The 23,459-nt window shown below is 70.5% G+C and carries 21 protein-coding genes and 2 pseudogenes; 12 read left to right on the top strand and 11 right to left on the bottom strand.

Going from position 1 to position 23,459, the window contains the following annotated elements:
• Positions 1-70 precede the first annotated feature (70 nt).
• A complete protein-coding gene (gene xseA / locus E6R18_RS23685; RefSeq protein WP_136318917.1) occupies positions 71-1,282 on the bottom strand; it encodes an exodeoxyribonuclease VII large subunit in 1,212 nt (403 codons plus the stop codon).
• Positions 1,283-1,322: 40 nt separating this feature from the next.
• Positions 1,323-2,696, bottom strand: coding sequence for an APC family permease (locus E6R18_RS23680; RefSeq protein WP_136318916.1), 1,374 nt, complete (start codon positions 2,694-2,696; stop codon positions 1,323-1,325).
• Between the two features lie 74 nt (positions 2,697-2,770).
• Between E6R18_RS23680 and E6R18_RS23675 the strand changes: the two genes are divergently transcribed.
• Together E6R18_RS23675 and ppgK are read left to right on the top strand one after the other, a co-directional pair.
• Entirely contained in the window at positions 2,771-3,760 is a 990-nt protein-coding gene (locus E6R18_RS23675) for a 4-hydroxy-3-methylbut-2-enyl diphosphate reductase (RefSeq protein ID WP_206308376.1), read from the top strand.
• 62 nt (positions 3,761-3,822) lie between these two features.
• Entirely contained in the window at positions 3,823-4,560 is a 738-nt protein-coding gene (ppgK, locus tag E6R18_RS23670; RefSeq protein ID WP_136318914.1) for a polyphosphate--glucose phosphotransferase, read from the top strand.
• A 41-nt stretch (positions 4,561-4,601) separates the two neighbouring features.
• On the opposite strand, the gene E6R18_RS23665 is transcribed toward ppgK, so the two are convergent.
• Entirely contained in the window at positions 4,602-5,138 is a 537-nt protein-coding gene (locus E6R18_RS23665) for a DUF6542 domain-containing protein (RefSeq protein WP_136318941.1), read from the bottom strand.
• Positions 5,139-5,394: 256 nt separating this feature from the next.
• Here E6R18_RS23665 and E6R18_RS23660 point away from each other — a divergent pair, with 256 nt between their 5' ends.
• From E6R18_RS23660 to E6R18_RS23625, 8 genes and pseudogenes are all read left to right on the top strand, one after another.
• Positions 5,395-6,279 (top strand): AraC family transcriptional regulator, encoded by an 885-nt coding sequence (locus tag E6R18_RS23660; protein ID WP_136318913.1) that lies wholly within the window; start codon positions 5,395-5,397, stop codon positions 6,277-6,279.
• Positions 6,280-6,431: 152 nt separating this feature from the next.
• Positions 6,432-7,295, top strand: coding sequence for an ABC transporter ATP-binding protein (locus E6R18_RS23655; protein ID WP_136318912.1), 864 nt, complete (start codon positions 6,432-6,434; stop codon positions 7,293-7,295).
• Positions 7,296-7,372: 77 nt separating this feature from the next.
• Positions 7,373-8,440, top strand: coding sequence for an iron-siderophore ABC transporter substrate-binding protein (locus E6R18_RS23650; RefSeq protein WP_136318911.1), 1,068 nt, complete (start codon positions 7,373-7,375; stop codon positions 8,438-8,440).
• A gap of 32 nt (positions 8,441-8,472) precedes the next feature.
• Positions 8,473-10,545 (top strand): iron ABC transporter permease, encoded by a 2,073-nt coding sequence (locus E6R18_RS23645; protein WP_136318910.1) that lies wholly within the window; start codon positions 8,473-8,475, stop codon positions 10,543-10,545.
• A gap of 71 nt (positions 10,546-10,616) precedes the next feature.
• Positions 10,617-11,738, top strand: coding sequence for a peptidase C39 family protein (locus tag E6R18_RS23640; RefSeq protein ID WP_136318909.1), 1,122 nt, complete (start codon positions 10,617-10,619; stop codon positions 11,736-11,738).
• Between the two features lie 141 nt (positions 11,739-11,879).
• Positions 11,880-13,121 (top strand): GNAT family N-acetyltransferase, encoded by a 1,242-nt coding sequence (locus tag E6R18_RS23635; RefSeq protein ID WP_136318908.1) that lies wholly within the window; start codon positions 11,880-11,882, stop codon positions 13,119-13,121.
• 356 nt (positions 13,122-13,477) lie between these two features.
• Positions 13,478-14,566: a redox-regulated ATPase YchF gene (ychF, locus tag E6R18_RS23630; RefSeq protein ID WP_136318907.1), complete on the top strand. Its 1,089-nt coding sequence runs from the start codon at positions 13,478-13,480 to the stop codon at positions 14,564-14,566.
• Positions 14,567-14,856: 290 nt separating this feature from the next.
• Positions 14,857-14,976: pseudogene (locus E6R18_RS23625) on the top strand (type I restriction-modification system subunit M N-terminal domain-containing protein); the annotation flags it as partial.
• A gap of 36 nt (positions 14,977-15,012) precedes the next feature.
• On the opposite strand, the pseudogene E6R18_RS23620 reads toward E6R18_RS23625, so the two are convergent.
• Positions 15,013-15,204, bottom strand: a pseudogene (locus tag E6R18_RS23620) (transposase); the annotation flags it as partial.
• Between the two features lie 33 nt (positions 15,205-15,237).
• On the opposite strand from E6R18_RS23620, the gene E6R18_RS23615 reads away from it, so the two are divergent.
• Positions 15,238-15,483: a hypothetical protein gene (locus E6R18_RS23615; protein ID WP_240799836.1), complete on the top strand. Its 246-nt coding sequence runs from the start codon at positions 15,238-15,240 to the stop codon at positions 15,481-15,483.
• A gap of 9 nt (positions 15,484-15,492) precedes the next feature.
• Here the strand turns inward: E6R18_RS23615 and E6R18_RS23610 are convergent, their stop codons facing one another.
• From E6R18_RS23610 to E6R18_RS23590, 5 genes are all read right to left on the bottom strand, one after another.
• A complete protein-coding gene (locus E6R18_RS23610; protein WP_014048105.1) occupies positions 15,493-15,900 on the bottom strand; it encodes a PIN domain-containing protein in 408 nt (135 codons plus the stop codon).
• Complete coding sequence (locus E6R18_RS23605) at positions 15,897-16,172, bottom strand: hypothetical protein (protein WP_136318906.1); 276 nt, start codon at positions 16,170-16,172, stop codon at positions 15,897-15,899. The genes E6R18_RS23610 and E6R18_RS23605 overlap by 4 nt, the downstream gene beginning before the upstream one ends.
• Before the next feature lie 304 nt (positions 16,173-16,476).
• On the bottom strand, positions 16,477-17,058 hold the full coding sequence (locus E6R18_RS23600) for a Uma2 family endonuclease (protein ID WP_136318905.1): 582 nt from the start codon (positions 17,056-17,058) through the stop codon (positions 16,477-16,479).
• A gap of 124 nt (positions 17,059-17,182) precedes the next feature.
• Positions 17,183-17,614: a CPCC family cysteine-rich protein gene (locus E6R18_RS23595; protein ID WP_240799835.1), complete on the bottom strand. Its 432-nt coding sequence runs from the start codon at positions 17,612-17,614 to the stop codon at positions 17,183-17,185.
• Positions 17,615-18,102: 488 nt separating this feature from the next.
• On the bottom strand, positions 18,103-19,101 hold the full coding sequence (locus E6R18_RS23590; RefSeq protein ID WP_240799834.1) for an NAD-dependent epimerase/dehydratase family protein: 999 nt from the start codon (positions 19,099-19,101) through the stop codon (positions 18,103-18,105).
• Between the two features lie 83 nt (positions 19,102-19,184).
• On the opposite strand from E6R18_RS23590, the gene E6R18_RS23585 reads away from it, so the two are divergent.
• Entirely contained in the window at positions 19,185-19,646 is a 462-nt protein-coding gene (locus E6R18_RS23585) for a MarR family transcriptional regulator (RefSeq protein WP_136318902.1), read from the top strand.
• A gap of 31 nt (positions 19,647-19,677) precedes the next feature.
• Here the strand turns inward: E6R18_RS23585 and E6R18_RS23580 are convergent, their stop codons facing one another.
• The gene (locus E6R18_RS23580; RefSeq protein WP_136318901.1) at positions 19,678-19,941 is read right to left on the bottom strand and encodes a transposase; all 264 of its coding nucleotides are present in this window, start codon (positions 19,939-19,941) and stop codon (positions 19,678-19,680) included.
• 197 nt (positions 19,942-20,138) lie between these two features.
• Positions 20,139-23,354 (bottom strand): BTAD domain-containing putative transcriptional regulator, encoded by a 3,216-nt coding sequence (locus E6R18_RS23575; RefSeq protein WP_240799833.1) that lies wholly within the window; start codon positions 23,352-23,354, stop codon positions 20,139-20,141.
• Positions 23,355-23,459 lie beyond the last annotated feature (105 nt).

The raw sequence follows: 23,459 nt of genomic DNA, 5'->3' as shown, positions 1-23,459 counted from the left end.
CCCTATGCATCGGCATGTGTCAGCTTGTGTCGGCCTGTACGCCCGGCCACCGGCCGGGGGGCCGCCCCGCTCATTCGGCGACCCGCACCGCGAACTCGCCCCCCGACACCCGGGCCCGCAGCGTCTCCCCGGCCGCGCCCGCGTCCGAAGGGTCCCGGACCACGTGCCCGTCGGCGCGCTGGAGCACCGCGTAGCCGCGCTCCAGGGTCGCGGCGGGCGACAGCGCGAGGACCCGGGCGCGGGTGTGGGCGAGCTCCGAGTCCGCCCGGTCCAGCAGATGGCCCAGCACCCGGCGGGAACGCCCGGCCAGCGCGTCGACCTCCGCCGCGCGCTCGTCCACCATCCGCTGCGGGCGCTCCATGCAGGGCCGCCCCAGCGCGTGGGCCAGGCCCCGCTCCTCCCGGTCGAGCAGCCCCCGTACCATCCGCAGCGCACGGTCCCGCAGCTGCCGCACCCGGTCCAGCTCCTCGCCCACGTCCGGCACGACCTTCTTCGCCGCGTCCGTGGGCGTGGACGCCCGCACGTCCGCGACCAGGTCCAGCAGCGGGGAGTCCGGCTCGTGCCCGATCGCCGAGACCACCGGCGTACGGCAGGCCGCGACCGTACGGATCAGCTCCTCGTCCGAGAACGGCAGCAGGTCCTCGACGCTGCCGCCGCCGCGCGCCACGACGATGACGTCGACCTCCGGGATGCCGTCCAGCTCCTGGACCGCCCGCACGACCTGGTTGACCGCGTGCACCCCCTGCACGGCGGTGTTGCGGACCTCGAAGCGGACGGCGGGCCAGCGGCGGCGGGCGTTCTCCAGCACATCGCGCTCGGCCGCCGACGCCCGGCCGCAGACCAGGCCGACCAGCTGGGGCAGGAAGGGCAGCGGCCTCTTGCGGTCGAGCGCGAACAGCCCCTCGGCGGCCAGCGACTTCTTCAGCTGCTCCAGCCGCACCAGCAGCTCGCCGATGCCGACCGGCCGTATCTCCGTCGCCCGCAGCGACAGCTGCCCCCGGGGCGCGTACCACTCGGGCTTGGCCAGGACGACGACCCGCGCGCCCTCCGACACCACGTCGGCGATCCGGTCGAAGACCTGCCGGAAGCACGTCACGCTCACCGAGATGTCGTGCGACGGGTCGCGCAGCGTCAGGAACACCACACCGGCGCCCGGCCGCCGCGACAGCTGGGTGATCTGGCCCTCGACCCAGACCGAACCGAGCCGGTCGATCCAGCCGCCGATGAGCCGCGACACGTCACCGACGGGCAGCGGGGCTTCCGGAGAAGTGTTCAGAGCCATGCGAGCGAGCGTAACGGCCGGGACCGACAACGCACCGCCTCTAACGGGCCTCCCGCCGCCGCCCCCGCTGCGCCAGGAGCACCACCAACCCCACCGCGAACCAGCAGGCCCCCACCACCTGGGCGCTCCCGGTCGCCTCCACGATCACCGCGATCAGCGCCCCGGCACCGACCACCGGCACCAGCACGTGCCGCCACCAGCTCGGCGGCCCCTCCATCCGCCGCACCGCGAACCAGCCGACCACCGACGCGTGCAGCAGGACGAACGCCGTCAGCGCCCCGACGTCCACGACCGAGACCAGGTGGTCGAGCCCGTCATCGCGCCGGGCCGCCCACACCGCCGCCACCAGCGTCACGACGGCGGCGATCAGGATCGCGACCCGGGGGACGCCGGAGCGCGGATCGACCCGGGACAGCAGCCCCGGCAGCCGCCGCTCGCGGGCCATCGCGAACAGCAGCCGCCCCGCGGCCGCCTGCCCGGCGAGCGCCGCGAACGCCGCCCCGATCGCCTTGCTCACGGCCACCAGGTCGTGCAGCCAGGTGCCCACGGCGGAGTCCACCGTGTTGTAGAAGGCCGAGCCCTGGGCCGCCGGATCGGCGGTCAGCTCCGCCGACGTCATCGGCTCCAGCAGGGCCGCCAGATACGCCTGCGCCACGAACAGCGTGCCCGCCAGCACCAGGCAGAACAGCAGCGCCCGCGCCACCTTCGCCGACCCGCCCGTCACCTCCTCCGCGAACGTGGCGATGGCGTCGAAACCGAGATACGAGAGCACCGCCACGGACACCGCGCCCAGCACCGCCGTCATGGAGAAACCGGAGTCCCCGGTGAGCGGCGTCAGCCAGCCGCGCTGCGCCCCGTCCCGTACGAGCACCACCACGGCGGACACCAGGAACACCAGCAGCACCACGATCTCCATCGCGAGCACCGCGAAACCGACCCGGGCCGCGGCGCGCACCCCCCACAGGTTGAGCAGCGTCGTCAGGACCACGGCCAGCGCCGTCCACACCCACCGGGAGACCCCGGGCACCAGCGAGTTCATCGCGATCCCGGAGAACAGGTAGGCCACGGCCGGGATCAGCAGGTAGTCCAGCATCGCCATCCACCCCGCGATGAACCCCGGCCCCTCACCGAGCCCCTTGCGGGCGTACGCGAACACCGAGCCGGCCAGCGGGGCGACCCGCACCATCTGGGCGTAACTGAAGGCGGTGAAGGCCATCACGACGGTCGCGGCCACGTACACGAGCGCGACCGCGCCGTCCGACTTCGCGTCGAGCGTCCCGAACACGCCGACGGGGGCCATCGGGGCGATGAAGAGCAGCCCGTAGACCACCAGGTCCCGGAACCCCAGCGTCCGCCGCAGCCCGGCCCGCTCCGTCGAGCTGCCAGGGGTGGAATCCGTACCGCTGCCGGCCATGAGCCCTCCGTGGGTCGCGTCAAGATCAGTCTCCCGACCCGCCGCGCCCCCCGCCTGTTCGGTACGGCCTTACGATGGGACGCATGACTGCTACGACCCCCCGACGCGTCCTCCTCGCCGCTCCCCGTGGCTACTGCGCGGGCGTGGACCGTGCCGTGATCGCCGTGGAGAAGGCCCTGGAGCAGTACGGCTCCCCGGTCTACGTGCGCCACGAGATCGTCCACAACAAGTACGTCGTACAGACCCTGGAGAAGAAGGGCGCGATCTTCGTCGAGGAGACGGCGGAGGTCCCCGAGGGCTCGATCGTCATGTTCTCCGCGCACGGCGTCGCACCGACCGTGCACCAGGAGGCGGCCGAGCGGAAGCTCGCCACCATCGACGCGACCTGCCCGCTGGTCACCAAGGTCCACAAGGAGGCCGTCCGCTTCGCGCAGGACGACTTCGACATCCTCCTGATCGGCCACGAGGGCCACGAGGAGGTCATCGGCACCTCCGGCGAGGCCCCCGAGCACATCACCCTGGTCGACGGCCCCGAGGACGTCGGACACGTCGAGGTCCGCGACCCGTCCAAGGTCGTCTGGCTCTCCCAGACCACGCTCTCGGTGGACGAGACGATGGAGACGGTCGGCGCGCTCAAGGAGAAGTTCCCGCTGCTGATCTCGCCGCCGAGCGACGACATCTGCTACGCCACGCAGAACCGCCAGATCGCGGTGAAGCAGATGGGCGCCGACGCCGACCTGGTGATCGTCGTCGGCTCCAAGAACTCCTCGAACTCCGTCCGCCTGGTCGAGGTCGCCCTCGGCGCGGGCGCGGGCGCCTCCCACCTGGTCGACGGCGCCGACGAGATCGACGCGGCATGGCTGGAGGGTGTCTCCACGGTCGGCGTCACCTCCGGCGCCTCCGTGCCCGAGGTCCTGGTCGACGGCGTGCTGGCCTGGCTGGCCGAGCGGGGTTTCGAGGACGTCGAGATCGTGAAGGCGGCCGAGGAGTCGATCGTCTTCTCGCTCCCCAAGGAGCTGCGCCGCGACCTGCGCGCGGAGGCGGCGGCGCTGAAAGGCGAGTAACCGGCGCCTTTTGGGTGCCGTTCCGGGAGTGATCGCGCGCGGGTGCCCGTACGGTGGACCACATGGAGATCTTCGGCGTGGACATCGGCGGATCCGGGATCAAGGGCGCTCCCGTGGACCTGGACCGCGGAGACCTGGCGCAGGAGCGCCACAAAGTGCTGACACCGCACCCGGCCACACCCGGTGACGTGGCCGGGTGCGTGGCCGAGGTCGTCGGCCACTTCGACTGGAAGGGCCCGGTCGGCATCACCTTCCCGGGCGTCGTCACCGGCGGTCTGACCCGCAGCGCGGCCAATGTCGACAAGGGCTGGATCGACCTCGACGCCCGCACCCTCCTCGGCGACAAGCTGGGCCTCCCCGTCACCGTCCTGAACGACGCGGACGCGGCGGGCATCGCCGAGATGACGTTCGGCGCGGGCCGGGGCCGCAAGGGCACGGTGATCGTGCTGACCTTCGGTACGGGGATCGGCAGCGCCCTCTTCGTCGACGGCAGGCTCGTACCGAACACGGAGCTCGGCCACCTGGAGCTGAACGGCCACGACGCGGAGAAGCGCGCCTCCACGAAGGCCAAGGAGGACGAGGACCTGACCTGGCAGCACTGGGCGCGCCGGGTGCAGAAGTACCTGACCCACGTGGAGATGCTGTTCTCGCCCGAACTGTTCATCGTCGGCGGCGGTATCAGCCGCAAGGCCGACAAGTTCCTGCCGCTGATCGAACACGTACGGGCCGAGATGGTCCCGGCGGAGCTCCAGAACAACGCGGGCATCGTGGGCGCGGCGATGGCGGCGGCGAGCGGCTGAGCCCGAGGGCGGGCGGGGGTGCGGTCCGGTTGCCGTGCGGTTCAGCGCTGGGACGGGCGGCGGGGGGCGCGCCCGGCCGGGCGGGGAGCCGGTGACGGGGACGGCGCGGCGGGCCGGGCGGTCTGCGCGGCCAGCAGCATCCGCCGCTGCCGGGCCCGCATCAGCCGCACCTTCCGTACGGTCGCGATGAGGCCGGCGACGAGGGTGCCGCCGTACAGCCAGCCGGCGTGCACCGCGAGGGCGGTGACGACGGCCATGGTCTGCCCGCCGAAGGCGCCGGTGCCACCGGAGATGGGGACGATCCCGACGGCGAAGGCGATGGGCACGCTGATCGGGGCGGTCACCAGGTCCGCCGGGCGCACCCAGAACGCGGTCAGGGCGCTGACCGGCAGGAACAGTACGCCGAAGACGGCGGCGGACCCGTCGAACAGCAGCCGGTCCAGGCAGCCGAGCAGGAACATGGCGGCGGCCGCGAACAGCCCGGCGCCGATGCCGGTGAGCCGGGGGTTGGGCAGCCGGCGCAGGGCGAGCACGGCGGGGGAGACCGCCCGGCCGTCGCGCCCGGCGGGCGCGCTCATCACCCGGTAGCCGAGGGCCCCCGCGCCGCCGCCGGCCTTCTTGGCCCCCTTGGCCACCCCCAGCGGGGACAGCGGGGCCTGCCGGGTCTGCCTGCGCTGCGGGGGACGTGTCCTGTGCTGCTCCACCGGGACAACGTAGGTCGCCGGGAGGGCGGAACCAGGTGCGGGACACGCGCTTTGGCCGACCTTGGCGATGAGTTCGATGCCACACGGCGCAACGGGAACCGGATCGGGACAGCCGCTTAGACTCGTCCGCATGGTCCGATCGTCCCGTGGTGAGGTGAACCCGGGTCTGTGGCGGCGCGAGGCGGGCACGGTGATGCGCCGGGCCGGGGCGCTCCCGGAGCGGGCGGCCTCCGGTGCCGTCGTCGCGGAGTTCCGGATCGTCCCCGCTCCCACGGAGTGGGCGCCGCACGCGCACCGTCTGCACGAGCTCGTCTGGGTACGCGGGGGGACGCTGACGTCCCGGGTGGGCGACCGGGTCTTCACCGTGTTCGAGGGCCACGGGCTGTGGATGCCCGCCGGAGTGGTGCACGCGGGCCGGGCGACGGAGGGCGCGCGGTTCCACGACGCCTTCTTCGCGCCCGACCGCACGCCGTTCGCGTTCGGGGAGCCGAAAGCGATCGCGATGACGCCGTTGCTCGTATCGCTGCTGGCCCATCTGTCGCGCACGGATCTCGACGAGGCGGCCCGGCTGCGGGCGGAAGCCGTCGTGTTCGACGTGATCCAGCCCTCGGAGCACCAGCTCGCGTTGCGGCTGCCCGGCGACCCCCGGATCGACGCGATCGCCGAAGCCCTGCTGGACGATCCCGCCGACTCCCGTTCACTGGAGGAATGGGCGCGGTGGCTGGGGAGCAGCGACCGCACGATCACCCGCGCGTTCCGTCGGACGACGGGTCTCTCGTTCGCGCAGTGGCGGCAGATGCTGCGGGTGCACCGGGCGCTGATGCTCCTCTCCGACGGCTTCGATGTGATGTCGGTCTCCGAGCGCCTCGGCTACGCGCAGCCCAGTTCCTTCATCGCCGCCTTCCGGCGCGTCATGGGAACCACGCCCGGCGCGTTCTTCGGCCCGGCGGACGCGGGGGCCGGGGATGTCCCGAATTCCGTATCGGGTGGCGAGAACGCCGGATTGTCTGCATGACAAGTGGAATATAGTCTTCTTGAAGTTAGGTAACCCTTAGTTGTTGTGCGCCGCGCACGGTGCTGCCCGCGTGCGGGAGAGCGTGCGGCCCGGCCGGTGAAGGCCGGGCGGGGTGCCGCACTCCGCGCCCCTCCGATCATCCGGACCTCCTCATGTTCACAAGCCCCTTCCGGCGCGCCGGAAGACTCCCGGCCGGCCCCGCCGCCCCGGCGGCCGCGCTCAACGGGCGCGACCTCGTACTGCGCTACGGCGGCAAGCCGGTCGTCCACGGTGTCTCGGTCGCCCTGGAACCCGGCCGTGTGACCGCCCTCGTGGGGCCGAACGGCAGCGGGAAGTCCACGCTGCTGCGCGCCCTGTCCCGGCTGCACCAGGTGGACGGCGGCCGGGTGACGCTCGACGCCCCCGACGGACAGGCCGAGCGTGACGCGGCGCTGCTCAGCCCCCGCCAGTTCGCCCGCGAGGTGACCCTGTTCTCCCAGTCCAGGCCCGCGCCCCAGGGGCTGACGGTCGCGGAGGTCGTGGCGTTCGGACGCCACCCCTACCGGCGTGGCCTCGCCGGACCGACCGCCGAGGACGGTGCCGCCATCGACCGCGCCATGGGCGTCACCGGCGTACGGGACATGGCGGGCCGGCTGGTCGGGGAGCTCTCCGGCGGGGAGATGCAGCGTGTCTGGCTCGCGGCCTGCCTCGCCCAGGACACCGGTGTCGTGCTGCTGGACGAGCCGACCAACCACCTGGACCTGCGGTATCAGTTCGAGACGCTCGACCTGGTGCGGGATCTTGTGGAGAAGCACGGCATCGCGGTCGGGATCGTGCTGCACGACCTCGACCAGGCGTCCCGCGTCGCGGACACCCTGGTCCTCATGCGTGCCGGCCGTGTGCACGCGGCGGGCGCACCCGCCGACGTGCTCACCGCCGAGAACATCGGCGAGGTCTACGACATCCGGGTCGACGTCGGCGTCGACCCGCGCACGGGCCGACTGCGTATCGACCCACTCGGGCGCCACCTCTCCTGAAAAGGGCGGCACCCCTCCCGGAGCAGCCCGCTCGCCGCTCCGCCGAATCGTTTGAGTCTGAGAAAGAGGACCCCTCCATGAACCGTGCCAGTCGCCTGACGGCCGCAGCCTCGACCGCGGGGCTCGCCCTCTTCGCCCTCACGTCCTGCGGTACGACCGACGCCGACGAGATCACGGCCAAGAGCAGCGCCAGTGCGGCTCCCGCGTCGAAGAGCTGCGCCCAGGACACCACGACCACCTCGACGAAGCCGGTCTCCTTCAAGGACGGCGTCGGCCGGCAGGTGAAGCTCGACAAGCCCGCCAAGCGCATCGCGGTCCTGGAATGGCAGCAGGTCGAAGACGCGCTGACCCTGTGCGTCACCCCCGCCGCCGTCTCCGACGTGAAGGGATACAGCACCTGGGTCAGCGCGGAGAAGCTGCCCAGCGGGGTGACGGACATCGGCACACGCGAGGAGCCCGACCTCGACACCCTCTACGCGGCCAAGCCCGACCTCATCGTCGTGGAGGCGTTCGACGCCAAGGACGAGACGATCAAGAAGCTGGAGAAGCGGGGCGTCCCCGTGATGGCCACGCGCGGGGCGAACCCCAAGGACCCGATCGGGAACATGCGCGAGGTGTTCAGCATGATCGGCCAGGCGACGGGACGCACCGAGCGCGCCGACCAGGTGCTCAAGGAGTTCGACGACCACCTGGCGAAGGCCAAGCAGCAGGTCGCCGACGCCGACCTGCCGACGAAGGACTTCGTGTTCTTCGACGGATGGCTGGAGGGGAGCAACCTCACCATCCGCCCCTACAGCGACGGCGCCCTGTTCACCGAGATAGGCAAGGAACTCGGCCTGAAGCCCGCGTGGACCAGCAGCGTCAACAAGGAGCACGGTGACGGGGGCGTCGACCCCGCCTACGGCCTCGCGCAGACGGACGTCGAAGGACTCGTCGCGGTCGGCGACGCCAACCTCTTCTACGCCAACGACGAAGGCGCCGGCGGATACGTCGAGGCGATCCGGAAGAACCCGATCTGGAAGACCCTCCCCGCCGTCAAGGAAGGCCGCGCCCACGCCTTCCCGGCAAGCGTGTGGGGCGCCGGCGGCCCGCGCTCCAACGAGCAGGCGATCGACGCCTACGTCGACGTGCTCGACAAGAAGTGAGCGCCGTAGACACAGCGCCACCGGAAGGGGCGGTGCCGGCGCGCCCGCGTGCGGAGCGCGGCGGCGGCCCCGCCGGGGCGGCTGTCCTGGCCGTCCTCCTCGTCGCGACCGTCCTGGTGGGCCTGTGGCACCTGACCCAGGGGACATCGGGCGTCGGGGTCGGCGACCTGGTGCGCCATCTCGCCGGGGAACGGGAGAGCGCCGACGGCGCGCCGGTCGGCGAGATCCTCACCGGCTCCCGCCTGCCGCGCCTGTTCGCGGGCGTGGCGGTGGGCTTCGCCCTCGGCTGCGCCGGCACGCTGCTCCAGTCCGTCACGCACAACACGCTCGCCTCGCCGGACACCCTCGCGGTCTCGGCCGGGTCCTACTTCGCCGTCTCGCTCGTCGCGGCCCTCGGCCTCGCCGTCCCGCTGTGGGCGTCGGGCGTCGTCGCCTTCGCCGGCGGCCTGGTCGCGGCGGCGCTCGTGCTGCTCCTCGCGGGCCGGGCCGCGGGCACCTCCGGCACCCGCCTCATCCTCGCCGGATCGGCGATGGCGATGGCCCTGGACTCCGCGACCGGGATGCTCCTCATCCTGTTCAAGCAGAACACGACCGGCCTCTACGCCTGGGGAAGCGGCTCGCTCTCCCAGCTGAACATCGACGCGTCGCTGCGCGCCGTCCCCCTCGTCGTCGTGGTGCTGTGCGCCGCCCTGGCACTGTCCCGGCGGCTGGACGTCATGAACCTCGGCGACGACACCGCCTCCACCCTCGGCGTGCCGATCCGGAGCACCCGGGTGGTCGCCGTGGTCTGCGCGGTACTCCTGACCAGCACCTCGGTGACCCTCGCGGGCCCGATGGCCTTCGTCGGTCTCGGCGCCCCCGTCCTGGCCCGCCTGATCGCGGGGCGGGTCCGCGCACTGCGCAGGCACCTGCTCCTGATCCCCGCGGCCGGCCTGCTCGGCGCGCTCCTCATCCTGCTCGCGGACGCGGTCCTGCGCGCGGTGCAGGGGGCGGACGGGGCGGCCTCCATTCCCACCGGGGTGCCGACCACGCTGCTCGGCTCGGTCGTGATCGTGGTCCTCGCGCTGCGGCTGCGCGACACGGGCCGGCTCCAGCAGCCCCCGCGCGCACGGGTCGCCGCCCGGTCCCACCGCGCCTACCTCCTCGTCGTGTCCGGCTCGGTGGCACTGCTGGCCGCGGCGGCCGTCGTGGCGGTCCTGGCGGGGAGCCTGTGGCTGCGGACCGGGGACATCGTCCTCTGGGTCCAGGGCACGGCCCCCGACCTGATCGGGGCGGCGCTCGACGACCGGGTGCCGCGCGTCACCGCAGCGGTCCTCGCAGGCGCGGCGCTCGGACTGGCCGGATGCGTCGTGCAGAGCACGGTACGCAACCCGCTCGCCGAGCCGGGGGTGCTCGGCATCACGGCGGGCGCCGGGCTGGGCGCGGCGGGCGTCGTCACGTCGGGCCTCGGCGGCGGACAGGCGGTGCTCGTCGCCGTCGCCGTCGCGGCCGGGCTCGCCACCTTCGCGGTGATCGCCCTGCTGGCCTGGCGCGGGGGCTTCCTGCCCGACCGGTTCGTACTGATCGGCATCGGCATGGGGTACGGCCTCAGCTCCGTGACCACCTTCCTCCTGCTGCGCGCCGACCCGTACAACACGCCCCGCATCTTCACCTGGCTCTCCGGCACGACCTACGGCCGTACGTTCTCCGACGTCGTACCGGTCGCGGCGGCCCTGGCGCTCGCGCTCCCCGTACTGCTGTCCATGCGCCACCGGCTCGACCTGCTCGCCGTCGACGAGGACACCCCGCGCATCGTCGGCGTCCGGGTGGAGCGCACCCGCTTCTGTGCACTGGCGATCGCCGCGGTGCTCGCCGCGCTCAGCGTGATCGCCGTCGGCGTCGTCGGCTTCGTGGGACTCGTCGCCCCGCACCTCGCCCGTTCGCTGGTGGGCGCCCGGCAGGCCCGCGCGATCCCGGTCGCGATGCTGCTCGGCGGGGTGCTGGTGTGCGTGGCGGACGCACTCGGCCGCACGATCGTCGCCCCCGCCCAGGTGCCGGCGGGCCTCATGATCGCCCTGGTCGGCGCGCCGTACTTCGTGTGGGTGCTCCGGCAGTCCCGCGCATGACCTCTGCCGGTGAGGAGCCCGCACCGACCCGCCCCCGTACCCCGTCCCCGCGTCCCGCCAGGAGCACCTGAATGTCGTCGTCCCAGCAGGAAAGGCCCGTGCGGCCCGTGAAGAGCATCGTCGTGCCGTACGAGGCCGATACCGCGCCGGCCCGGCTGGCGCGGCTCGGACACCCCGAGGTGGCGGAGCGCTGGAGCGCGGTCGACCGCTCCGCCCACGCCCCGCACATCGTGGCCGTTCCCGGCGACGACGGCGAGGACTGGACGGCTGCCGCGCTCGTGACCGCCCGCCCGGACACGGCCTATCTGAAGATCGTCGACGCGATCGGCGACGTGCCGACGGCCGTCGCGGCCGTCGTCGCCCACGCACGCGGCCGGGAGCTCGTGCAGCTGAAGTGGGAAGGATGGACGGCCCGCCCCGAGGACGCCGCCGCCGCGGGCTTCACCGCCCTGAACCCGCCGCTCACGCAGTCGGAGGGTGCGGCCGGACCGGCCGCCGGTTACGTGCGCTGGCTGCGCGACGACGCGGTGAGCGCACCCCCGTACTACGGGCAGAGCACCCACTTCACCTGCGGCGCCGTCACCGCCCTGGTCGCGCAGGTGCACGCGGGAGCCCTGCCGCAAGAGGCGCTCGACCGCCGGGCGGAGCTGACGCTGTGGCGCGACGCGAACAACTTCATGGCGTGCGAGCCGGTCGGCCTGGGCGTCGCCGTGCGCCGGGCCCGGCCGTCGTCCCGGGTCACGGTCCACCTCGACACGGACCGGCCGGTCATGCTCGACCACCTCCCTCCGGGCGACCAGGAGTGGCGCGCCCTGCTCCAGCGCGCGTCGCGTACGGATGCCGCACGCATCGGCGTCCCGATCGACCCGCGCCACCTCTCCCTGACGGAGATCCGGGACACGATCGGCCGGCAGGAGCACGTACTGCTGCTGCTCTCGCTCGCCGGGATGCAGGGGTTCGACGTGCCGCACTGGGTGCTCTGCCACGGCGTCGTGCCCGGCGCCGTCGTGATCGAGGACCCCTGGGCCAACGCGCCAACGGGCGACACCTGGGTCGACGCCCACCTCCTGCCGGTGCCGGACGCGTCGCTCGACGCGATGTCGACGATGTCACCGGAGGGCTTCCGCGGAGCCGTGACCCTCGGCCACCCGCGGCGGCGGGCCGCCTCCCCTCCCGCCGCGGCCGGCGCGTAGCCCCGTACGGCCGTCCGGTGCGGTCTGCCGGGGACTCGGCCGCTCTCTGCTCGCCCTGGTCAGAGCGTTACTCTGCCCTGTGGCCCGATACCCACCACCCGGGGTGTCGCCATCCCGAATCCCGAGGAGGAAGCGGCAGCGATGGAGATTCGTTCCACGACGAAGGAGGACCTGGACGTCTTCGTCGACACGGTCCACGCGGCGTTCGGGCAATTCCCGGAAACCCCGATCGCGGACGGCGGGCGCTGGTGGTCGGCGCTGGAAATGGATCGCGGCCTGCTCGCCGTGGCACCGGACGGAAAGCCCGTGGGCACCGCCGCCGCGCACTCCTTCGAACTCACCCTGCCCGGTCGGATACCCGTCCCGGCCGCCGGAGTGACCGCCGTCGGCGTCCTGCCCTCGCACCGGCGACGCGGCGTGCTCAGCGCGATGATGCGGCACCAGCTCACCGGCATACGGGCCAGGGGCGAATTCCTCTCCGTGCTGCTGGCCTCGGAGGCCACGATCTACGGCAGGTTCGGTTACGGACCCGCGACCTCCACCGCGCGGTTGACGGTGCAGCGCCACAAGGCCGCCCTCGCCGCTCCCCGGGTGCTCACGACGGCCGACGCCCCCGCGGCCGGCTCCGACAGGGGTTCGGTCGAGGTGCTGCGGCGTGCCGAGTGCGGCGAGATCCTCGAAGCGGTCTACGACCGGTACCGCCGCGCCCAGCCCGGCGCACTGTCCCGGCCGCACCGCTGGTGGAGTCTGGGCGCGGGGCAGCCGCCGATCTCCCCGGCGCCGCGCTACGTCGCCGTCCACCGGGACGCCGACGGCGTCGCGGACGGGTACGCCAGCTACTCCCTCGGCTCCGTCGGCGAGCAGAGCACCTTGACGGTCGACGAGACCATCGCCGTCGACGACGCGGCCTTCACGGCCCTGGCCCGGTACGCACTCGGACACGACCTGGTCTCCCAGGTCGTGTTCCGGCACGTCCCGCCCGAGCACCCGCTGCGCTGGCAGCTCACGGACTTCCGGGCCGGCGAGGTCGGCGGCCACACCGACTGGCTCTGGGTGCGCCTCCTCGACGTTCCCCGTGCTCTGACCGCACGCGGCTGGTTCACGGACGGTGAAATCGTCCTGGACGTCGACGATCCCTTCCTGGGCGAGCGCGGCCGCCACCTGCTGACCATCCGCGACGGCAAGGCCGACTGCGTGCCCACGGACCGACAGCCCGACCTGTCCCTGGACGTGCGCGACCTGGGCTCGGTCTACCTCGGCGGCACCAGGCCGAGCACGCTCGTACGCGCCGGACACATCCGGGCCCACCACCCCGGCGCCGCCGCCCTCGCGGACGCGCTCTTCGGGACCGACCGCGCCCCGCACTGCCTGCACTGGTTCTGATCGGACACGCTCCGGGAACCGTTCCTCCACGTCTCGGGAACCAGTCCCGCACGTTTCGGGAACGGGTTCGCATGTCTCGGGAACGGGTTCGCATGTCTCGGGAACGGGTTCCGCACGTCTCGGGAACGGGTTCGCACGTCTCGGGAACCGGTTCCGCACGTCTCGGGACCGTCCGTCAGCGCGCTGGACGCATCGATCTGGAGTACGAGGGAGATCTCCTCGTCCTTGTCCCTGTACCGTGATACGCGCACGTGGACGATGGCGCGCTTGGGCTGCCGTGCGAACGAGGAGCCGGTGAGCGTGTCTGGAGTCGCGGCCGACCCCACCCTTCTTGATCCTGAGCGGACGTTTGTGTCATGAGTACTAGTATCGGAATCGTCGGACTGCCGAATGTCGGCAAGTCGACCCTGTTCAACGCCCTGACCAAGAACGACGTGCTGGCGGCCAACTACCCGTTCGCCACGATCGAGCCGAACGTCGGCGTGGTCGGCGTCCCGGACCGCCGCCTGGACGCGCTGGCGAAGATCTTCGGCTCGCAGAAGGTGCTGCCGGCGACGGTCGACTTCGTGGACATCGCCGGAATCGTGCGCGGCGCGAGCGAGGGCGAGGGCCTGGGCAACAAGTTCCTCGCGAACATCCGCGAGTCGGACGCGATCTGCCAGGTCATCCGAGCGTTCAAGGACGAGAACGTCGTCCACGTCGACGGCAAGGTCTCGCCGAAGGACGACATCGAGACGATCAACACCGAGCTGATCCTCGCCGACCTCCAGTCCGTCGAGAAGGCCATCCCGCGCCTCCAGAAGGAATCCCGCCTCCAGAAGGAGAAGGTCGCGGTCCTGGCCGCGGTCGAGGAGGCCCAGAAGATCCTCGAAGCCGGCGACACCCTCTTCCACGCGGGCATCACGGCCTCCACGGAGAAGGGCCGCCTCCTCCACGAGCTGCACCTGCTCACCACCAAGCCGTTCCTCTACGTGTTCAACGTGGACGAGGACGAGCTGGTCGACGAGGACTTCAAGAACGAACAGCGCGCCCTGGTCGCCCCCGCCGAGGCCATCTTCCTGAACGCCAAGATCGAGTCCGAGCTGATCGAGCTGGACGACGACGAGGCCCTGGAACTGCTCCAGTCCATGGGCCAGGAAGAACCCGGCCTCGCCACCCTCGGCCGCGTCGGCTTCGACACCCTGGGCCTGCAGACCTACCTCACGGCCGGCCCGAAGGAAACCCGCGCCTGGACCATCAAGAAGGGCGCCACGGCCCCCGAGGCAGCCGGTGTCATCCACACCGACTTCCAGAAGGGCTTCATCAAGGCGGAGATCATCTCCTTCGAGGACCTGATCGAAACCGGCTCGGTGGCCGAAGCCCGCGCCAAGGGCAAGGCCCGCATGGAGGGCAAGGACTACGTGATGCAGGACGGGGACGTGGTGGAGTTCCGCTTCAACGTGTAGCGGCTTACATATCACCACGTCGCAGATCTGGCAAACGTGCAGGTCAGAGAGGGTCCGACTCTTCGGGGTCGGGCCCTTGGTTTTTTCCCGTGCTGGGATGGTGCTGGGATAGCTGACCCCTCGTCACCTGTCGTCATCCCTGGTCATCCGTACCGTGCTGGGATCGTGCTGGGACGCGGATGCCCTTGCCGGTGCTGGGATCCACCTCGGTGAGTGGCTGAACCGTGGGACGGTGGCTGCAGGCTCTGGCAAAGTGATCGGCACTGCTAGACGATTTTCGTGAGGAACTTGTGAGCACGCTCGGTAGCTTCATCTGGTCCATCGCTGACCAGCTTCGGGGCCCCTATCGCCCCAACCAGTACGGGACAGTGGTCCTCCCGTTCACGATCCTGCGGCGGCTCGATTGCATCCCTTGAGGGTCATGTCCCGTGACGTGGTGTAGGTGATCACTCGGTTGTGCCAGGCAGGAGAGTTGTGGTGTCCGGATAGAGGCTGTCCATGCTCTCGGTGGAGAGGTAGCGGCGAGGGAAGGCGTTCCACTCGTCGTGGAGTTCAGCCAGGACGGCGGTGGCGAGCCGGTTGACGGCTGCGGTGTTCGGGAAGACCTGGACGACGTCGGACCGGCGCTTGATCTCCCGGCCTCCCAAGTCGGGGAGTTCGTACAGGGCCTCGTGCAGCTGCTGCTTGCCGATCCGAACTTGGTCCAGCAGACCAAGGTGAATTCCAAGAAGCAGTTCCTGGAGTCACAGGACTTCCAGGCCGCCGTCACTGAGGCAGTCGCGGATAACCAAGATGCCCACAACACGATGGCTGACTACTTCTTCACTGACGGGCCGGCCATCAACGCGATCATTGTCGCCCTCGCGGATGCCTTCTATGAAGCAGCAGTCGATCAGCTGGTGGATTCACCTGAGTAGGCGCTGTGGTCAGACGTCCTTGATCTGTACGCGGTCGCCGCACAGTTTCGACCAGTCGTCGCGGTCCGAGGTCAGTACGAGTACGGGTGCCGGGGAGCGGAGCGCCATCGCGGCGACGAGGGCGTCGATGGCGTACTTGTGGCCGTGCAGACCACCGGCGTCGCTCAACAGCCGCACCGCGGTGAGGCTGTCCGCCTGGGTAACGTCCTGGACCTGCAGGCGGGACAGCAGCCAGTGCAGCCGGGCGGTGTCCGTCTTCCCGTAGACGGCCTCCACCACTGTCAGGGCCGACACAAGGACAGGCACGCCCACGCGTCGAGCGGCTTCGATTCGGGTGATCATCTGGCGGTCGTTGCGCAGTAGCAGTGACAACGCCTGGGAGTCCAGAACCAGAGACCTGGCTGCGGGCCCCTTCATGCGGCGCTGTCGTTTGACGCGTAGGGTGCCGGTGCGTCACCGAACAGTTCGCTCTGCGCGGCCTGGACTTCAGCCTCGCTCAGCGGCTCGTGCTCGGCTTCGTAGGCGGCCACGATCTCGGCGAGGCCGTCCATCGCAAGCTGGTGCCGGACCGCTGCCGTCACATACGCAGACATGCCGCGCTTGCCGGTACGTGTGCGCAGAGCACCGAGGAGTTCCGAGGGCATCGAGACGGAGATGTTCTCCGTGCCGCCGGGGCGGGGTGACTTCATGACTGCAAGTCTAGTACAGAAACTATTACAGCGGTTGGAGTGCTGCGCGACCTGTATCCGGGGCGAGCGGTGATGCGTAGTCTTGGTGCTTTCGGATCTGTTTGTACTTTGCAGCGAATTCCGTGCTGGGATGGTGCTGGGACGCGCCCGCATAACCGCAGGTCAGAGTGGTTGTGGTGGAGTTTCGCTTCAACGTGTAGCGAGTTGGTTACTTTAAGCTAGGATCTCGTCAAGAATGCTGGTCAGAGGGGTCGGACTTGGGTAAGTGCGGCCCCACCGCATTCCATGCTGACTTGGTGCTCACTCAGCTGCGGCGGGGTGGAGCGAGCTTCTCCAGGTCGAGGTTGATCTCGAAGGGCACCGGACGGTTGAGCGAGTCCCTGAAGATGCCGACGGGTACATAGGTGGCGGTTGGCTCGTCAAGTTCGTAGACGTGGACGATGGGTGCTCCGTCCTCGTCCTCGATGCGCCAGTAGTGCGGGATGCCGGCCTCTGCGTATTTGTGGAGCTTTACCGTGCGGTCCCGGTGTGCGGACTCGGGGGAGACCACCTCGACGGCGAGTCGTACTTCATCCGGTGCGAACCAGGTGCGGTCACCGTCGAAGTCGGCCGTCGTCACCAGCAGATCCGGCTCGGGCCGATTGCGTTGATCGAGTTTGATGGTCATCTCCCGTCCGACCCTTACGTTGGCCGGCGCCTGCTCCATGAGAGCCACGGTGAGCATCGTGACGAGATGGCCGTGCCACCACCGCTGCGGGGACATCATGAATACGAGGGCTCCGTCGATCAGCTCGGTGTGGCGCGGTGCTTCCGGGAGGCGGTCCAAGTCCTCCGCGAACCAGCCTTCCGCGCGGGGCGGGCGCATCCAGTCGGGCAGTGCGGTCATGGCTCAACCGTAGCGACTCAGCGAGGTCCGGGCCACGAGGTCGACGACGGCCGAAACGAGAACCGCCCTCGTCACCCAAACGCGGGCCGTCTGCCCACGCCTGCGCTGCACGCTCATCAGGGACTCACCTCGTCCGAGAACATCGGGAGCGGCGAGTCGGGCGAGTAGTCGACCGGCACGTGGGCGGGCTGGTCGGGGTGGCGCTTCGTGCCTCGCGCGGAAACCCCCTCACCGAGGTGCTGCCGCGCTTCCGGCCAGCAAGCTCCTCCAGGAGATCGTGTCGTTCTCGGCACACTTGAACTGGTCGACGCTCCTTCTGGGGCAGGCTCGGGATGACGAGTCTCGTCGGACGGCGTGAGCCCTCCGCCCAGGGTGGGCGGGGTGGCAGTGGTGACGAGTGCCTGAAGGGCCTTCGCGTCGGTCCGAAGTCCTGGAAGCTGCGCTGGGCCTCGATCAGGGAGACCTCGTCCGCTCCGCCGCCCATGGTCTGCCAGCGGAACTGGACCCCGTCGTCCTCCAGGAAGCAGACGGGGCAGAGCGCGTACGAGCCGGGCATCGCGCCCGCGCGGTGCCCACAACAGGGATAGGGGCAGGAGTCGCTCACCCGTGCAGTCGCGTTGCAGGCCCCGCCGGTGTGCCATGGATTCCTCTGCCTCGCCATACCCGGCCAGTCCGCAGCCGGTCCGCAGGACACCCGTAAATGGCCGTCGCGAGCCAACGCGTGCTAACCAGGAAGCCCCAGGTCAGAGCTCTGGATGGAGCTCCGTCGCAGGTCAGGATCAGTCCGCAGGCATTCCGCTTCAACGTGTAGCCGCTGACATATCACCACGTCGCTGCTCTGGCACATATGCAGGTCAGCGAGGGCCCGACTCTTCGGAGTCGGGCCCGTGGCTTCTTCCCGTGCTGGGATGGTGCTGTGATAGCTGACCTCTTGTCACCTGTCATCACCCCTGCTCATCGCTACCGTGCTGGGATCGTGCTGGGATCGTGCTGGGATGGGACGGGAGCGCCCGTGCTGGGTTCCGATGGCGGTGGCGGCAGCTACTACTTGCTGGGCGAGTCTTTGGCCAGGAGCGCGGTGGCGGTGTCGATGATCGTCTGTTCGGTGGGACGGGGCTGCCAGCCGAGCGTGCGCGCTTTGCTGCTGTCGACAAGCCTCTTGCGACCGATCTGGGAGCGCACCATCGCCATCTGCGGGTTCACTCGGGCCAGCAGCTTGACGATGATGTCGGGCATGGTGCGCATGGGCACCTTGGTGGCTTCGTCCGGGAGCTTGTCGCGCAGGATGCGGGCAATGTCCCGATACCAAAGGAAGCTGCCCGAAGCGAGGTAACGCTGGCCTGCGGCGGCGGGGTTCGTCATGGCGAGAATGTGCAGTTCGGCGACGTCACGGACGTCGACGACGTTCCAGCCGATGTTCGGGACTGCGGGGATCTCGCGGGCGAGCAGGCGGCGGATGACGTCGGTCGTTCCTGCCCCGTTCCGCGCGCCCAGTGGGGGACCTTGCATGAACGTCGGCAGGACGGCGGACAGTTCGAGCCCGGTCGCTTCGGCGAGTTCCCATGCATCGCGCTCGGCCAGGATCTTGGAGTCGGGGTACGCGTGAAGCGGGGTGCCGGACGGCTCGGCGTATGTCGTTTCGGTCGCGGGCGTGTTCGAGTCGCCTGCACCGGCCGTGATGCCGGAAGACGTGAGCACGGCACGCTTCACCCCGGCGCGGGCGGCGGCGCCCAGGACTCGGCCGGTGCCCTCGCGGGCGGTCTTGATGAGATCGACGCCGGAGTCGAAGGGCATCGGCGACGCGGTGTGAATCATGTAATGGGCGCCCTCGGCGGCCTTGTCCCAGCCCTCGTCGCTGAGGAGATCGGTGACGGCGAACTCCATGACTGCGGCGACCTCCGCGCCCGCGCGCCCGCTGACGGCTGTACGCACCTGCTCCGCCTTGCCGAGGCTGCGCACGGTGGTGCGCACCCGGTAGCCGCGCTGGAGCAGGCCCGCGATCACCCAGCCTGCCAGGTAGCCGGTTCCGCCCGTGACGAGCACCCTCTCACCGTTGCTACTGTGAGTCATCTACTCCTCCATATTCATTGAGTTTCTCATTGATATTGTTAACGTAGCATGGCCCCATGACTGCCGGCCGTGACGCGACGACATCGACGACTCACCGCACGGACGTCGAGCGGAAAGCCGAGATCGTCCGTGTTCTCGTGGAAGTGGGACACTCCGCGGACGCGGTCGTGGCCCAGGTGCTCGGAGAGTTCGGGGTGCCGGCCTCCGTCGCCGGCACGCTGTGGGCGCTTGCGCCGGGAACTGAACCGCCGACGATGCGGGACGTGGCGGCCCGCCTCGGCTGTGATCCTTCGACGGTCAGTCTCGCTGCCGACAAACTCCAGAGCGTGGGACTCATTGCCCGCCGCCCTCACCCCTCCGACGGCCGCAAGCGCACCCTGGCCCTGACGGAACGCGGGCACGGACTGTGGGAGGTGCTCAGGACGCGACTTCACGCCTCCGGCCTCTTCGCCGGTCTCGATGCGGAGGAACAGCGCACTCTGCTCGCGCTGCTTACGAAAATGCAACTGCGGCCCTGATGATCCAGCGGGACTCCACCATTCCCACTGGTCAGAGGCGGTCCGAGCCGTCCTGGACAGCCCCGTTCGCTGGTGGCGCACCATCCAGCGGGGCCGGCGGCCGAGCCGGTTCCTGCGTCCGCCGTTCCCGGGGACGGCTCAGCCCGGCTGCCCTCACCCAGTTCCGCAGGGCCTCCGGATTGATCCCCGGATCGGCGGCGACCGACCTGATCGTCGCTTCCGTCCGCGACTCGTACAGCGCGACCGCGTCCGCCTTGAACTCCGGCGGGTGGTTCTTCAGCGTCGGGCGGGGCATCGAGCCACTCGTCCGGAATCCGAGCGCGTCGGGTTGCCGGCTCCTGGCTGGCGAAGGCTTCACGGCCGAATTCGACGCCTCAGCACGATCACCGCCGCGGTCCTCGCTCTGGCAACGCTGAAAAGGCTCCCTACGCCTTCCTGCGGTGGATCACGGGCATTGCGCGGTCATGGCCAGCCCTTTGCGGCCGCGCTCTGTTACCGCGGGCTGGTTCCCGTGCCGCGTGGTTCGCGGCTGATGCGCTTCGGGTCTACGCGTGACAAGGCGGTCGCGATGTCCAGCTCCCAACCGCTGTTGTATTCCTCGGCGAAGGCTGTGTCGCCGAGTGCGCTGGTCGCGCGTGCGCGCAGTGCCCGGATGTACGGGTCGGTGGGATCGTGGGCGCCGCGCAGCCGGGCGGCGGCGCCGAGGATGCGGGCCACGTCGTGATGTTGGTGGTCCAGCTCTGCGAGGTCGGCCACGGTCACTGCCACGGTGGCTACGACTGGTAGATCTCTGCTGTGGACGGCGGCCGAGTACGCCTGATGCAGGGCGCGTGCGGCGGCGGCTGTGTCACCGCGTCGGAGGCAGAGCTCGGCCCGCACGATCGCAATGAGTGCTTGGCCGTGTTCGCCACCGAGCGGGTTTCGGCGGCTCAGTCCGGCTTCGGCCTGGTCGATGAGTTGGCCGGCGCGGTCCAGGTCGCCGGTCTGAAGACGAAGTCGGGATTCGCGGGCGTCGAGGAGGATCGCCATCTCGGGCGGGGTGGAACGAAGCGCGCGTTGCCGCGTGGACGAGATGAGGCTGGTGGCCTGGTCCGTCTGGTCGAGCCGTACCAGGAGGTCGAATTGGCGGAGGTCGAGGAAGATTTCGTCGCTGAGGCTGAGCGCTCCGAATTCCTGCGCGAGTCGCTTGGCCTGTCGTAGATCGGCGAGGGCGTCGTCGAGTTCGCCGTCGTATTGGCGCAGGAGAGATCGAAGGGGGAGCGCTGTGGCCAGCGCCCAGTCGTCCCCGGCCTCTGTGAAGCGGGTCAGGGCCATCGAGACGTCGTCGCGGGCGGCCTCGAGCTGTCCGCGGTTCTCCGCGGCGTGAGCGCGTGAGAGGTGGGCGTAGCCGGCCAGCCATGTGTCTGGCCCGTCGATGACGGTCTGCAGAAGCGCGGGGTTTGGCTGTGTGGGGCCGTTGAGGGCGAGCTGGATGGTGACCAGGCCGCCGGTGAAGCCGGGTAGAGGCCGGTGGCTGAGCAGACGGCGGGTGAAGGCATGGCTCTGCTCGTGGGCGACGTTGTTGTTGAAGAGCGCGCTTTGGCCCGTGGCGGAGTGGAGCTGAAGCAGAGCCTGCGCGATGTCGTGACGGACGTTGTCGTCTTGGGCCGGGAGTGCGGTGACTTGGGTGAGCCAGTGGTGGGCGTCGGCGTGGCGTCCGCGGATCTGCCAGTACCAGGTCAGGTTGAGTGCGAGTGCCAGTGCGGTGTCCGCGGCGCTGCTGTCGCACAGGTGGCGCAGGGCAGCGATGACGTTGTCGTGTTCGGCGCGCAGCGTGTTCAGGGCGTGGAGCTGCTGGGGGCCGCGGGTGAGCGGGTCGTAGTGGGCGACCAGGTCGCCGATGTAGTGCGCGGCCTGGTCGCGTGCGGGGCCGAGGGTGTGTTGTGCGTCGAGTCGTTCCAGGCCGTATTCGCGAATGGATTCGAGCATGCGGTGTCGGCCGGTATCGGGTTCGAGGGCGAGCAGGGACCGGTCGACGAGGTCGGCGAGGAGTTCGGGGATGCTGCGGACGGGCACGGTGGAGCCGGTGCAGACCGCGGCGGCGGAGGCGGGGGTGATGCCGCCCGGCAGGACCGCGATGCGTTCGGCCGTGGTGCGTGCGTCGTCTTCGAGCAGGTCCCAGCTCCAGGCGATGACGCCGCGCAGGGTGCGGTGGCGGTCCGATGCGGTCCGGTTGCCGGAGGTGAGGACGCGGAATCGGTCCGACAGTCCAGCGGACAGGTCGCTCAGGGAGAGAGTGCGCAGGCGTGCTGCGGCCAGTTCGAGGGCGAGTGGCAGGCCGTCCAGCGCGCTCACGATGTGCAGTACGTCTGCCAGGTTGTGATCGTCGACTTCGAACCCGGGGCGCACTGCGGCAGCTCGTTCCATGAACAGGCGGACCGAGGGTGTTTCACCGGCTGTTTCGCTGCTTGCGTGGGGGTCGGGCAGGGGCAGGGGGCCAAGGGGTACCAGTGCCTCGCCGTCGATGGCCAGTGGCTCGCGGCTGGTGGCCAGGACGCTGAGCCCGCCGCATCGTGCCAGCAGGACGGTGATCATGCGTGCCACGGCGTCGATCAGGTGTTCGCAGTTGTCGATGACGAGCAGGATGTCGCGTCCGTCGAGTTGGTCGGCCAGCATGTCGATGCCGCCTGTGACGGCGGCGTGGGACGCGGAGGCGTCGAAGAACGCCGTGCCACGCAGGCCGGTCGCGGCCAGCACGGCTTCGCTGATCTTGTCGGGATCGGAGACGGAGGTCAGGTCGACGAGCCAGACGCCGTCCGGATATGCCGGGCGCTGACGGCGTGCGGCTTCGATGGCGAGGCGTGTCTTGCCGGCGCCGCCGGGTCCGAGCACCGTGGCCAGTCGTCCTGCGGCGAGAAGGCTGTCGATGCGGGCGAGGTCGTCCTCGCGGCCGATGAAGCTGCTCATCGAGGCGGGCAGATTGCCAGGGCCCTGCATGGTCTTCGCCGCGGCGGGCGGCTCGGCTGCCGTGGTGCGCAGCAAGTTCAGGTGCCGCTCGCGCAGTGCTGCCCCCGGGTCGGTGCCAAGTCCGTCGGCGAGCTGCTCGCGGAACTGTTCGTAGCGGGCCAGGGCCTCACCCTGGCGGCCCTGGGCTGCCAGGGCGTCCATGAGCAGGGCGAGGGCTCCTTCGTGCAGGGATTCCTCGGCCAGCAGGTCGTTCAGCCGCGTGGTGGCTGCTGCGGCGTTGCCCAGCGCCACCTCGGCTTCGGCGAGGTCGACGGCGGCCTGGAGGGATACCTGGGCCAGTCGGGTGGCCGACGCGGGGGCCACCGCCGCGATGGCGCCCGGTTCGGCGCCGGGAGGGCCTTCCCATACGGCCATGGCCTCGTCCAGCAGGGCTGCCGCCGCGCGATGGTCCTGGGCGAGCAGCCGCCTGCGGCCGTGCGCTGCGAGGTTCTCGAAGCGCAGGGCGTCCACGTCCGCCGCTTCGATGTCCAACCGGTAGCCGCCCGTCGCCTGCACGACCATGGACGCTGAGCCCAGGGTTCTGCGGAGGCGCGAAACGAGGGCCTGCAGGGCGTGGGCGGGGTCAGCCGGCGGGTCCTGGAACCAGATGGCGTCGATGAGGGTCTCCTGGCCGACCACGCGGCCCCCGGCCAGTGCCAGCCGCGCCACGAGCTGCTGAAGCCGGGCCCCCGGGACGGGCACGGCCCTGTCGCCGCGCGCCATTTGGAACCCTCCGAGCAGCGTGATGCAAAGCCGCGCATCCCCAGTCATGGGCCGATCCTCGCGTGAGGACGCGGGCAGGACCAAATCTCCGCGCGGGTCCGACGC

The sequence above is a fragment of the Streptomyces sp. A1277 genome, from assembly GCF_004795015.1.
Taxonomy (GTDB): Bacteria; Actinomycetota; Actinomycetes; order Streptomycetales; family Streptomycetaceae; genus Streptomyces.
This window is presented reverse-complemented; position numbering and strand designations above follow the sequence as displayed.